The 13,745-nt window shown below is 43.7% G+C and carries 7 protein-coding genes; 1 reads left to right on the plus strand and 6 read right to left on the minus strand.

Going from position 1 to position 13,745, the window contains the following annotated elements; translation table 11 throughout:
- Positions 1-156 precede the first annotated feature (156 nt).
- Positions 157-8,553 carry a BapA/Bap/LapF family large adhesin gene (locus E5Y90_RS17650; protein ID WP_323848074.1) on the minus strand — a complete coding sequence of 2,799 codons (8,397 nt, stop codon included), beginning with the start codon at positions 8,551-8,553 and terminating at the stop codon, positions 157-159.
- A gap of 513 nt (positions 8,554-9,066) precedes the next feature.
- A complete protein-coding gene (locus tag E5Y90_RS11080; protein ID WP_151205109.1) occupies positions 9,067-9,714 on the minus strand; it encodes an HAD-IA family hydrolase in 648 nt (215 codons plus the stop codon).
- A gap of 95 nt (positions 9,715-9,809) precedes the next feature.
- Here E5Y90_RS11080 and E5Y90_RS11085 point away from each other — a divergent pair, with 95 nt between their 5' ends.
- On the plus strand, positions 9,810-10,577 hold the full coding sequence (locus tag E5Y90_RS11085) for a hydroxymethylpyrimidine/phosphomethylpyrimidine kinase (protein WP_151205108.1): 768 nt from the start codon (positions 9,810-9,812) through the stop codon (positions 10,575-10,577).
- Positions 10,578-11,214: 637 nt separating this feature from the next.
- Here E5Y90_RS11085 and E5Y90_RS11090 read toward each other — a convergent pair.
- The 4 genes from E5Y90_RS11090 to E5Y90_RS11105 form a co-directional block, all read right to left on the minus strand.
- Positions 11,215-11,553 carry a zinc ribbon domain-containing protein YjdM gene (locus tag E5Y90_RS11090; protein ID WP_151205107.1) on the minus strand — a complete coding sequence of 113 codons (339 nt, stop codon included), beginning with the start codon at positions 11,551-11,553 and terminating at the stop codon, positions 11,215-11,217.
- Between the two features lie 116 nt (positions 11,554-11,669).
- Entirely contained in the window at positions 11,670-12,116 is a 447-nt protein-coding gene (locus tag E5Y90_RS11095; RefSeq protein ID WP_151205106.1) for an SRPBCC domain-containing protein, read from the minus strand.
- A gap of 264 nt (positions 12,117-12,380) precedes the next feature.
- A complete protein-coding gene (locus tag E5Y90_RS11100; RefSeq protein WP_151207546.1) occupies positions 12,381-12,767 on the minus strand; it encodes a ribonuclease E inhibitor RraB in 387 nt (128 codons plus the stop codon).
- Positions 12,768-13,032: 265 nt separating this feature from the next.
- Positions 13,033-13,698 carry a pseudouridine synthase gene (locus E5Y90_RS11105; protein WP_151207548.1) on the minus strand — a complete coding sequence of 222 codons (666 nt, stop codon included), beginning with the start codon at positions 13,696-13,698 and terminating at the stop codon, positions 13,033-13,035.
- Between the last annotated feature and the right edge of the window lie 47 nt (positions 13,699-13,745).

The raw sequence follows: 13,745 nt of genomic DNA on the forward strand, positions 1-13,745 counted from the left end.
GCTCTCATATTTAACCCTATTAATCAGCCTTATTGTATATTATTTAATATTTCATTTACAGGTATATAACGCTTATAAAAAGTAATATTAAAGAATATATAATAAAAAAAGAGGATCTCTAGAGACCCTCTTTTTCATTACTCAGATAAAACTTAATTAAAATAAATGACCGTTATTAATTAAGTCATCTAACAATGTATCTGTCTTCTCCACCCCAACCAAAGTTAAGAATGATTCTGACTGATAGCTAGTACCAGCTGTACCGTCGCGGTCAATATTCAAGACGACATTACCTTCTGCATCTTCAGTTAATGTAATAGCATCAGCAAGTGTTGTGCCTTCACTCAGTAAATCACTTACCTCGATCTTATCACCCTCTTCCATACTGAAGTCACTCCAAACATCGTGACCATTACCGCCAACATTATCGTCAGCTAATAGGTCGAAGATGACGGTGTCACCGCCTGTTCCCATAGTAAAGCTATCATTACCTGCTGAACTATCCACACTATCAGCATGTTCAGATGCAGTTACGGTTTTGCCAACATTGATTTCTAGGATCGCTGTTTCGATTGTTCCTACTTTAGAAGTCGTCTCATAGACAAACTTTTCAATGCCGTATACACCACCTTTAGGGGTATAAGTGTAACTACCGTCTTTTCCAATAACCAATGTACCGTAATTACCTTCAACTGTAATAGTTTGAGCACCTTGATTAGGATCATTGACAAAAACAACTTTGTTGCCAAAGCTCAACGTATCAAGTATTTGAATACCTTCATCATTGGCAAACAGAGCACCTTTGATTTCTGGTAATTCAGTTGTTACGTACTCTTCAGAGTGAATGATCTCATCTGTCACAAAATGGATACTCTCTAAGTTACCATTTTGCGCAGTAATATCTAACTTATACTTTCCTTCAGGCAAATTGTCTAAGGTAAACTCAAGCGCTCCATCCTTCCCTCTTGCCGCTTCAACACGATCAGAATATATCTTTCCTGTTGTCGCATTCGTTAATGTATAAGTCAGAACAAGATAACTACCTAGAGGACCTATAATAGTTGGACTACCAGTAATTTTGAGTGTTACGCCTGCATCTAAATCATGTTTCGCTACGTCAAATTCTTTGGTATAAGATTTTCCATAGTCACCGATTTTATCTACTTCGTTATACTCAATCTTCGACACCTTGTTCGTTTCAGACACAGATACAATATCAAAGTCATCCTCAGCAGAATGCGTACCCACTTTAATATTCAGGTACTCAACAGTAGTTTTACCATTTTCATCCTGCATCACCAATTTAAAGCGATCAACTTCACCATAAGGTGGTTTCCAGTCGAGAGGAGCATTGTCTGGTTTTTCAACAGTATAGGTATAGGTTCCATCAGAAGAAATCACCAACGTACCATATTCACCCTGAATGACTGTTTCTTTACCAACTTTTAGATCCTCACCATCTACTTTCAATAAAATGGTTGAATCTTGTGGCGTTGCATCGCCCTCTACAGTTCCAGTGAATTTGGTTGGACTTTCATAATCATAAACTGTTTCATGATCGACATATAATCCAGCACCGGTTAGTAATCCCAGACCTCCAGAGCTCTGTAACAGTGCTTTATATTCACCTTCACCAAACTGTAAAGTCAATTGTTCAGATTTTCCACCTAAAAAAGCAGCCATAAACCAGTCTTTTTCAAGATGAACTTGATTATAGTTGCCTGTTGCAGGATCTAATTTATAGATAAAGAGATCATAGCCAACGCCTAAAGCTACGCCGCCCGCACTACCATGGAATGTTAGCTCTTTAACTTCGTTTTCACCAACATTAAACTCCATTGCACCAGCACCACCTAAGGCTTCTGCACTTAAAACAGGTCCTAACAAACCTATATCAATCACTTTAAAGCCGACAACATCTGCAATAGAGCTGTTATCAGAATCAAATGCAATGATAGGATCTACATCTAGAATAACCGTATTATCAATTTCAATACGATCCTCTTTTGCTGTCAGATCTAATTCAAAGGTTAATTCAGCTTCAGAGACTTTTCCTGATGGCGAAGTAACGCGATAAGTAAATACATCTTTTTCACCATAGCCGCGGAAATCTTCATTTACAGTATAAGTATAAGAACCATCCGCTTTAACAGTCAGGGTACCGTACTTACCTTCAATCTGAATTTCACCGCTAGTGGAAGTACTTACCCATTCGCCATCTTCTGCTTTAATTTCGGTAACGGTACTACCCGCTGGTACCTCATCACTACCATACTCAGAATCATCATCTGTAATCATATTTCCTTGAGCAGAACCAGAAATACTTTCAGCATTGGCATAATCCAAAACGACATCTTTAGTAAAGTTGAGACCATATCCAGTTAATGCTTGGATACCTTCACCACCAGCCATCACAAACATCCATTTCCCTTCTGTCAAAGTGAAATCTGTTTCTTTTGACTTTCCTCCAAGTAAATAAGAAATAACCCAGTTCTCTGTAACTGATTGTTGTTCCCACTGCCCTGTACTTTCGTTAAGTTTATAAACATACAGATCCATCGTGGCAAGGACTTGAATACCACCAGCATCACCATACATAGTGACTTCACGAACCTGGTCTTTACCTACTTCAAGTTGAACTGAATTTTTTATAACATCAGCCAATACATCCAAGCCCAGTACAGGTCCAAGCCCTACATTTGCAACAGTAAAGCCCTTCTTGTTTAAATCACTCGGAGTTTGGTTTTCTTCTCTAGAAGGTGTGGCATCCAAGATTACGTCAACATTATTATCTACCGCCCCAAAGATCTCATCAACACCAACAATGATATCGACTGGTGCTGATTCATTACCTGCTTCATCTGTGGCAGTGACTTTAAGCTCGCTTCCGCGCTCTAATGCCGGACTAAACTCATAAGTTACATCACCATTCGCATCCGCTTTAATCTCTATTGGATTACCGTTGCTATCTAGCATTGGATTACCTTCAGAATCATAAAGTTTTACAGTTGCATTCGGCTCCGTTTTCACAGTTAAAACAGAATAACTATCATCAATCGCAACTTCAGGTGCATCTGGCGCGATCGTATCTTTATTACCGGTAACTTCTGTAGATTCAGATGTATTACCAGCCTGATCTTTCGCAGTGACATCGACGACCTCACCATCCGTTACCGGACGCTTAAGCTCAATAGCAAAGTCACCATTTTCATCTGCAGTACCCGTACCAATAACGTTACCATTTTTGTCGGTTACATCTACAGTTGAACCAGCTTCCGCTTTACCGCTAACAGTTAAACCATCTTCACCGATTACAACATCGGTTGGGACTGCAGGTGCAATGGTGTCTTTCTCGCCCGTGATTTCTACAGGCTCAGACTCATTACCAGCTTCATCTTTTGCAATAACGTCAGCAGTGTTGCCATCAGTTAAGGCAGGATTGACTGGAACAACAAAGTCACCATTTTCATCTACTGTACCTGTACCAAGGATGTTGCCATCTTTGTCAGTCACTACAATTTCTGAACCTGGTTCACCTTTACCTGTCACTTCCGTACCATCTTCATTCAGAACGACATTTGTCGGCGCTTCAGGTGCTTCGGTATCTACATCGCTGTCTGAATCCGAATCGCTATCTGAATCCGAATCGCTATCTGAATCCGAGTCGCTGTCCGAGTCTGAATCAGAGTCGCTATCCGAGTCCGAGTCGCTGTCAGAGTCTGAGTCCGAATCGCTGTCTGAATCCGAATCACTATCTGAGTCCGAATCGCTGTCTGAATCCGAATCACTATCTGAGTCCGAATCGCTGTCCGAGTCTGAGTCGCTGTCTGAATCCGAGTCGCTGTCAGAGTCTGAGTCCGAATCGCTGTCTGAGTCCGAGTCGCTGTCTGAGTCGCTGTCTGAATCCGAATCGCTATCTGAATCCGAGTCGCTGTCAGAGTCTGAGTCCGAATCGCTGTCTGAATCTGAATCGCTGTCTGAGTCCGAATCGCTGTCCGAGTCTGAGTCGCTGTCTGAATCAGAGTCGCTATCCGAGTCTGAGTCGCTGTCTGAATCCGAATCGCTATCCGAGTCTGAGTCCGAGTCGCTATCCGAGTCCGAGTCGCTGTCTGAATCCGAGTCGCTGTCCGAGTCTGAGTCCGAGTCGCTATCCGAGTCCGAGTCGCTGTCTGAATCCGAATCGCTGTCCGAGTCTGAGTCGCTATCCGAGTCTGAATCGCTGTCAGAGTCGCTATCCGAGTCTGAGTCGCTGTCTGAATCCGAATCGCTGTCTGAATCCGAGTCGCTGTCAGAGTCTGAGTCCGAATCGCTGTCTGAATCTGAATCGCTGTCTGAATCAGAGTCGCTGTCCGAGTCTGAGTCGCTGTCTGAATCCGAATCGCTGTCTGAATCCGAGTCGCTGTCAGAGTCTGAGTCCGAATCGCTGTCTGAATCTGAATCGCTGTCTGAATCAGAGTCGCTGTCCGAGTCTGAGTCGCTGTCTGAATCCGAATCGCTATCTGAATCCGAGTCGCTGTCAGAGTCTGAATCGCTGTCTGAATCAGAGTCGCTATCCGAGTCTGAGTCGCTGTCTGAATCCGAATCGCTATCTGAATCCGAATCGCTATCTGAATCCGAGTCGCTGTCAGAGTCTGAATCGCTGTCTGAATCAGAGTCGCTGTCAGAGTCTGAATCGCTGTCTGAATCAGAGTCGCTATCCGAGTCTGAGTCGCTGTCTGAATCCGAATCGCTATCGCTGTCTGAGTCCGAATCGCTGTCTGAATCCGAATCGCTATCTGAATCCGAGTCGCTGTCCGAGTCTGAGTCGCTGTCTGAATCCGAATCGCTATCTGAATCCGAGTCACTGTCAGAGTCTGAATCGCTGTCTGAATCAGAGTCGCTATCCGAGTCTGAGTCGCTGTCTGAATCCGAATCGCTATCGCTGTCTGAGTCCGAATCGCTGTCTGAATCCGAATCGCTATCTGAATCCGAGTCGCTGTCCGAGTCTGAGTCCGAATCGCTGTCTGAGTCCGAGTCGCTGTCAGAGTCTGAGTCCGAATCGCTGTCTGAATCTGAATCGCTGTCTGAGTCCGAATCGCTGTCCGAGTCTGAGTCGCTGTCTGAATCCGAATCGCTGTCTGAATCAGAGTCGCTATCCGAGTCTGAGTCGCTGTCTGAATCCGAATCGCTATCTGAATCCGAATCGCTATCTGAATCCGAGTCGCTGTCAGAGTCTGAATCGCTGTCTGAATCAGAGTCGCTATCCGAGTCTGAGTCGCTGTCTGAATCCGAATCGCTATCGCTGTCTGAGTCCGAATCGCTGTCTGAATCCGAATCGCTATCTGAATCCGAGTCGCTGTCCGAGTCTGAGTCGCTGTCTGAATCCGAATCGCTATCTGAATCCGAGTCACTGTCAGAGTCTGAATCGCTGTCTGAATCAGAGTCGCTATCCGAGTCTGAGTCGCTGTCTGAATCCGAATCGCTATCGCTGTCTGAGTCCGAATCGCTGTCTGAATCCGAATCGCTATCTGAATCCGAGTCGCTGTCCGAGTCTGAGTCCGAATCGCTGTCTGAGTCCGAGTCGCTGTCTGAATCCGAATCGCTATCTGAATCCGAGTCGCTGTCAGAGTCTGAATCGCTGTCTGAATCAGAGTCGCTATCCGAGTCTGAGTCGCTGTCTGAATCCGAATCGCTATCGCTGTCTGAGTCCGAATCGCTGTCTGAATCCGAATCGCTATCTGAATCCGAGTCGCTGTCCGAGTCTGAGTCGCTGTCTGAATCCGAATCGCTATCTGAATCCGAGTCACTGTCAGAGTCTGAATCGCTGTCTGAATCAGAGTCGCTATCCGAGTCTGAGTCGCTGTCTGAATCCGAATCGCTATCGCTGTCTGAGTCCGAATCGCTGTCTGAATCCGAATCGCTATCTGAATCCGAGTCGCTGTCCGAGTCTGAGTCCGAATCGCTGTCTGAGTCCGAGTCGCTGTCAGAGTCTGAGTCCGAATCGCTGTCTGAATCTGAATCGCTGTCTGAGTCCGAATCGCTGTCCGAGTCTGAGTCGCTGTCTGAATCCGAATCGCTATCTGAATCCGAGTCGCTGTCAGAGTCTGAATCGCTGTCTGAATCAGAGTCGCTATCCGAGTCTGAGTCGCTGTCTGAATCCGAATCGCTATCTGAATCCGAATCGCTATCTGAATCCGAGTCGCTGTCAGAGTCTGAATCGCTGTCTGAATCAGAGTCGCTATCCGAGTCTGAGTCGCTGTCTGAATCCGAATCGCTATCGCTGTCTGAGTCCGAATCGCTGTCTGAATCCGAATCGCTATCTGAATCCGAGTCGCTGTCCGAGTCTGAGTCCGAATCGCTGTCTGAGTCCGAGTCGCTGTCCGAGTCTGAGTCCGAATCGCTGTCTGAATCTGAATCGCTGTCTGAGTCCGAATCGCTGTCCGAGTCTGAGTCGCTGTCTGAATCCGAATCGCTGTCTGAATCCGAATCGCTATCCGAGTCCGAATCGCTGTCAGAGTCGCTATCCGAGTCTGAGTCGCTGTCTGAATCCGAGTCGCTGTCTGAATCCGAATCGCTATCCGAGTCCGAATCGCTGTCTGAATCTGAATCGCTGTCTGAATCAGAGTCGCTGTCCGAGTCTGAGTCGCTGTCTGAATCCGAATCGCTGTCTGAATCCGAGTCGCTGTCAGAGTCTGAGTCCGAATCGCTGTCTGAATCTGAATCGCTGTCTGAATCAGAGTCGCTGTCCGAGTCTGAGTCGCTGTCTGAATCCGAATCGCTATCTGAATCCGAGTCGCTGTCAGAGTCTGAATCAGAGTCGCTATCCGAGTCTGAGTCGCTGTCTGAATCCGAATCGCTATCTGAATCCGAATCGCTATCTGAATCCGAGTCGCTGTCTGAATCCGAATCGCTATCTGAATCCGAGTCACTGTCAGAGTCTGAATCGCTGTCTGAATCAGAGTCGCTATCCGAGTCTGAGTCGCTGTCTGAGTCCGAATCGCTGTCTGAATCCGAATCGCTGTCTGAATCCGAATCGCTATCTGAATCCGAGTCGCTGTCCGAGTCTGAGTCCGAATCGCTGTCTGAGTCCGAGTCGCTGTCAGAGTCTGAGTCCGAATCGCTGTCTGAATCTGAATCGCTGTCTGAGTCCGAATCGCTGTCCGAGTCTGAGTCGCTGTCTGAATCCGAATCGCTATCCGAGTCCGAATCGCTGTCTGAGTCGCTATCCGAGTCTGAGTCGCTGTCTGAATCCGAGTCGCTGTCAGAGTCTGAGTCTGAATCATCAATTACTGGAGCAAATACCTGCGTAGGAGCAGACTCATTACCCGCATCATCTTTCGCTGTAACTAATACTTCTTCACCATCAACGAGCGCAGTCTCTAAGTCAATCTCATAGTCACCATTTACATCAGCTTTGCCAGAGGCAATGACTTTACCATCAGCATCTTTAATTTGAACTAAAGCACCAGCTTCGGCTTTACCAAAAATAACTGTACCTTCTTCATTAAATTCAGCAGAAGGCATCGCAGGTTTAATGGTGTCTTTCTCACCCGTGATTTCTACAGGCTCAGACTCATTACCAGCTTCATCTTTTGCAATAACGTCAGCAGTGTTGCCATCAGTTAAGGCAGGGTTGACTGGAACAACAAAGTCACCATTTTCATCTACTGTACCTGTACCAAGGATGTTGCCATCTTTATCAGTTACTACAATTTCTGAACCTGGCTCACCTTTACCAGTGATCTCTGTACCGTCTTTGTTGATTTCAACTTCAGATGGTAGTGCAGGCGCAATAGTGTCTTTCTCGCCCGTGATTTCTACAGGCTCAGACTCATTACCAGCTTCATCTTTTGCAATAACATCAGCAGTGTTGCCATCAGTTAAGGCAGGGTTGACTGGAACAACAAAGTCACCATTTTCATCTACTGTACCTGTACCAAGGATGTTGCCATCTTTGTCAGTCACTACAATTTCTGAACCTGGTTCACCTTTACCTGTCACTTCCGTACCATCTTCATTCAGAACGACATTTGTCGGCACTTCAGGTGCTTCGGTATCTACATCGCTGTCTGAGTCCGAATCGCTGTCTGAATCAGAGTCGCTGTCTGAATCAGAGTCGCTGTCCGAGTCAGAGTCCCCTCTACTATTCGAATCACCTTGTACCGCTGCAATCGCCCCGCCTAAACCTGCAGCAAGGCCTGCCCCAATAAGCCATGGTGAAATAGCAAGTCCAGCTACCGACTCCTCAATGGCGAGCTGCTCCAAAGGAATGTAATTAATCGTGTCTAAAATGGCACCGGAGGCATCAGTAAACTGCGCCCAATACAATTCACCATCATTTTCAAAAATAATTTTATTAGATTCAGCCGGGAAATCGAAGTAATTTTCCAGCGTTATTTTTTCACCATTTTTAAGTGTAATAACTGCCGCATTACCTTGACGGGTAATTGTAGCTACTTCCTCAGTATTTAGATTTATCTTAACAATAGAATTTTGTGTAAGCTTCACAACATTCGTATTTAGGCTTTGAATGAGTTTGCCGTTTTCAGGCGAGATTATGTCTATATTTACCATTTGAAGTCCTTAATTTAAATACAGCGTATTAATTTCTAAAAACCAACAAAAGTTACATAGCACCAAAATCAAGAATATAGAATTACAAGAATAAGTCCTATATTTATTCCTGTCTTTAATAAAAAAATTGAGAGAAGATTGGGATAAAAAAAATAAATATAAACAATTGATTTAAAACAATAAAAAAAATAAAATCCCCTATATTTTATAGGTGATTTTTCATATGAAAATAAAGTAATGTATATACAACATATTGATAAATCTAATATTAAACATATTTTGTTGTATTTTTGTTAAAAGAGTTATATTTATTACAATACAAAACAATAAATAGCTTGAATTAATATAAATTAAACACAATTTTTGTTATTTATATCTTATGCTTAAATAAATTATATTTTACGTATATATATTGATTGTACATTATATCAACTAAAAGATTAATATATAGCCATTACTTATGACTGACTATATATTTTTAAAAAAGAAAAATTAATTCAAATATTTTAAAATCTATTTAAAATAATTTAACAAATCACTAAATTTTTCTATCTGATATTTTGGTAGAGCGAGCTTTAATTCTTCTTCACTACCATAGCCATAATTCACAGCAATCGATTCGATCCCATTCTGACGTGCCCCCAAAATATCGTACTCACGATCACCGACCATCATGCACTGATTGGCCTGCAACTGTTGTTGCTCAAGAATATACTGGATCAGTTCTGCTTTATCGGTTCTATCGCCATTGAGCTCACTGCCATAAATTTCAATAAAGTATTCAGCCAGTTCAAAGTGCTCCAAAATCTGTTGAGCATAAACAGTGGGTTTCGCTGTTGCCACAAATAAACAATAACCACGGCGTTTCAGCTCAGCCAGCGTGTCTGCCACCCCATCAAACACATGGTTTTCATACAGACCTTTGACTACGAAACGCTCGCGATAACCCATTAGGGCTTGTTCAGCCAGAACATCATTTACTTCAATATTTAAAATTTTGGCAAGAGAGGCTTTCAAGGGTGGACCGATAATCCAGTCAATATTGATTTCATCGCCAATCGGATGGCCGACTTTCTCCAGACCATAACGGGCAGAAGCGGTAATTCCAACTTTTGGATCAGTTAAAGTCCCATCCAGATCAATCAAAATATTTCGTATCATCACTTTCCCCATAAAAACCTATATAAATTCATATCGAGAGTTTAGCCAAATTTGCCTATACTAGGATAATTTTTCATGAATAAAAGGACATCATTTTGCGCCCTACGGTACTTTGCTTTTCAGGTTTAGATCCATCTGGTGGAGCAGGTCTTCAAGCAGATATTGAAGCCATCGGTCAAAGTGGTGCTCATGCTGCAATTGCCTGTACTGCACTTACCATTCAAAACTCGCAGCAGGTATTTGGCTTCGAAGCTACCTCAAGGGACTTACTTCTGGCTCAGGCCAATGCAGTCGTGAATGATCTGCCCATACGCTGTGTGAAATCCGGTATGCTGGGAACCACCGACAATATTGCCGCATTGGCCGAGTTTTTAATGGCGCATCCTGATTATCTCTATGTGCTCGATCCGGTTCTGGTCGCCAATAGTGGCGGCTCTCTGGGCAATCAGGAGACTCTGGTCCAAGCATTTGCCCAACTCATTCCACTGGCTACAGTTTTAACACCAAATACCGTTGAGTTACGTGCCCTGACTGGTGAGCAGAATTTAGAACGTGCGGCTAAAAAGCTGTTTGAAATGGGCGCACAGGCGGTTCTGGTCAAAGGCGGTCATGAAGATACTCCAGAATATATTCAAAATAGCTTGTACATTCAGGGCGAACTGGTAAATGAAACCCGCTGCCCGCGCCTGGCAGGCGAATATCATGGCTCGGGCTGCTCTCTGGCCAGTTTTATAGCCGGACGCCTGGCAATAGGCGACCAGCTGAAAACAGCGGTACAGCATGCTGAAACCTGGTTATTTGGCGTATTAAAAAATGCTGACATCCCGGTCCCGAATGGTCAGAGAATTCCAAAGCGTTTCTAAGATCAAAAATTAAAGCCTGAGTCATTCAGGCTTTTTTTAATCGCTACTATTGTTCTGGATAGTATTGTTTTATTAAATAGAGAAGGATTTGACATCAATCGTATGCTTGGTCTGTACTGCTCAACTCAAAACACCTCATATGAACTTTTTATCCAGTGTCTTCAGGCTAATACCAACTTTTGATCAGCTTCCTCATATTTAAGGCTATTGCTACTATTTTCGCAGCTTATTTTAATCCCTCAGCCACAAGCCGCTTTCCATATGAATAAGCATCTTGCTAGCAAAAAACGACACCCTAAGGGGACTGAATTGTCGCCTGCCCTGCCTGAATCTTGATGTAAAAAATGCCGTCCAGTCATGACCACAAAACTCAAGCTGAGATATGGCCCGATCTGCGCGCTGTAAAAAGGTCAGAATTCTCTAAGTAGAGAGCAGTTTTAATGAGAAGTTCTAGTTTTGAGCTTATCTGTAAACTGCGATTTTTAAAATTATGATAGACCTAAAATTATAAAAGTCTTTTCTGTTTTCTCGCTAAACCGTAAAGAACGAGATTAAAAGCTCCATATAAAAAAGCTGTAGAGCAAAGATCCCGCCAGATCTCGATCTACAGCCAAATATTAAATGCTAAAGCCAGCCTTTATGCTTTCTTTACATATTCCGATTTCAGTTTGATTGCGCCCATGCCCTCAATTTTACAATCAAGATCATGCCCATCACTGGCATCAGGCAAAAGACGGATGTTCTTCACCTTAGTCCCTACTTTAACGACGGAAGAAGAACCCTTAAGTTTTAGATCCTTAATAACTGTAACCGTATCACCATCATTCAGGACATTTCCATATGCGTCTTTAATGCTAACCTCTTCCTCGCTCACTTCTCCCTCTTTCCATTCATATGCACATTCAGGACAAATCAGCAGGTCGCCATCTTCATAAGTATATTCAGATTGACATTTCGGACAGTTTGGTAGAGCCATAGTGACCTCAACGAAATAAAAAATATAGAAAAATCAAAAATAAAGAAACAGTATAGCATCTTTGACCCATAAACTCATGGCTCGGCAACAGAAGCCTTTCTGTCTCGACGAGAAACTCAAATATCTGAAATATGCGGATTTACCAGCCAAGATAAAAGTTGTAACGATTCCTGCCAGCAGAGATGACTCACCGCCGGAGGCACCAGATCCGGATAGCCGACCTGAATAATATGCAGACCAGTGCCAACAGAGACTTTTTCAAAGATGACCGTTACCTCAATTTCTCCTTCCGATTCCGGTGTAGAAAACTGATCGCTATAACGCAGTAGCTGATTGGGAATAACCTCATGATACATGCCATAAAAATAATGCTGAGTACCGGTCGAAAAATTGGTAAAAGTAATTCGATAACGCCCGCCCGGCCTGATCTCAGCATACTCGACTGCGGCAATAAACCCATGCGGCGCCAGCCACTTCGCCATTGCACCGGGATCGACAAAAGCGCGATATACCCGTTCGGGCGGCGCACTAAATACACGATACATTTTGACGGTATAACTCATTTCGGCTCAGCCTTTTTATTTATATTTATTATAAGGAAAGGATCTTCCTGATCCTGACCATGCCATCGCTCATCTCAATCAGCTTTATATTTTATCCAAGCCATCCGGGTATATATATTATTGCTCTGTATCCAGAATCTGCCAAACGTTCCTCCAGATTGACGCTGAGGCACATTTTTCAACTCCTCTCAGGCAGGGAACAAAAATAAGGCCAATAAAAAACCCGGCAATACCGGGTTTTTTATTGGATCATTCTACAAAAGACTAACTGTTGAGCGGCGAGTTTTCCTCATCCAGATCGTCATCATATACATAGGCCATACAGCCCCAGCCATCATATTCGCCTTGAAACTCGGAAGCAATTTTACTAAACCATTGTTCCAGATCGACAATATCTTCATAGGCCGGTTCCATATAAATATAAATGGTAATAACCCATTCCAAGGTGTCACTTTCTTCATCCTGAAACAGGCTGATTTTCTGTTCTTCTTTTAATAAATGCAGCGCACAGCGATCGGCCTGATCCTCATCACTAAAGACGATTGAAAATTCAATTTCATGCGCTTCATCCAGATCATCGCCATCCTGGTGCATTTGCCACAACACATTGCCATTTTCATCATCGGGGAATTTTTTGTAATCGCGTGACATAAACCTGTCCTTATTCTGATGGTGTTTTATTGTGCTGCTAGATTAACTGATTTTCAAACCATTATCGAGTTTCCTACAAAAAAACATGCGCTCTTAAACAAAAACAAACATATGATTTTTATACATAAAGCTTTGTATAAAGTCAGCCACATTCAATCCTGAGAAACCCGATAGCCCCAACCCTATATTCAGCAAATACGCAGCTATTGAAATCCAGCAAAAAAAGGGGAAAGACTGATATTCAGAGCAAATGTATTTAAATCGGCTAGAATGGAACCTGGGCATGAATCTCAACCTTAATTCCACTCAAAGGCTGCTCGAACATCAGCTGACTGGCATGCAGTGCCATCCGCTTTAAAGGACTGCGCTGTGGTTTCGGATGATAAAGTTTATCTCCGGTAATCGGGTGGCCAATATGTAGCATATGCACTCTAAGCTGATGTGAGCGACCTGTAATCGGTGTCAGTAAAATCCGGCTAATATCTTGTTCCGCAGAATATTCAAGCGACTGATATAAGGTCTGGGCTGCCTTCCCCAGCTCATAGTGCACCATCTGACGTGGGCGGTTTTCCCAGTCTGTAATTAAGGGCACATCTACACAACCTTCGCCTTTGAGCTGGCCTTGCACCAAGGCCACGTACCGTTTGGAGACCGTTCTTGCCTGAAACATTTTACTGACCGCAACCTCGGCCGCACGATGTTTGGCGAACATTAAAATACCTGACGTTGCCATATCCAGACGGTGAGTAATTTTTGCCTGTGGATACTGGTCAAGTATGCGTAAATAGGCACTATCCTGATGCTCGGGCAAACGTCCCGGAACTGACAATAATCCGGCTGGCTTTTCAATCACCACCAGATCTTCATCTTCATAAAGAATCTGTAGCGCGTCCTGTGGCGGAGCATAGACAAAGTCGTCGTTAATTGGCATGTGCAAGTGAAGAATCAGGTGAAAACCGGCAAAATAACAAGCCGTCT

It is taken from the genome of Acinetobacter sp. 10FS3-1 (genome assembly GCF_013343215.1).
GTDB classification, from domain to species: domain Bacteria; phylum Pseudomonadota; class Gammaproteobacteria; order Pseudomonadales; family Moraxellaceae; genus Acinetobacter; species Acinetobacter lwoffii_C.

Bases quoted from the DNA above. Each gene is read 5' to 3' on its own strand.
- E5Y90_RS17650 (WP_323848074.1), bottom strand. From the start codon at position 8,553: ATGGTAAATATAGACATAATCTCGCCTGAAAACGGCAAACTCATTCAA.
- E5Y90_RS11080 (WP_151205109.1), bottom strand. From the start codon at position 9,714: ATGATACGAAATATTTTGATTGATCTGGATGGGACTTTAACTGATCCA.
- E5Y90_RS11090 (WP_151205107.1), bottom strand. From the start codon at position 11,553: ATGGCTCTACCAAACTGTCCGAAATGTCAATCTGAATATACTTATGAA.
- E5Y90_RS11095 (WP_151205106.1), bottom strand. From the start codon at position 12,116: ATGAGTTATACCGTCAAAATGTATCGTGTATTTAGTGCGCCGCCCGAA.
- E5Y90_RS11100 (WP_151207546.1), bottom strand. From the start codon at position 12,767: ATGTCACGCGATTACAAAAAATTCCCCGATGATGAAAATGGCAATGTG.
- E5Y90_RS11105 (WP_151207548.1), bottom strand. From the start codon at position 13,698: ATGCCAATTAACGACGACTTTGTCTATGCTCCGCCACAGGACGCGCTA.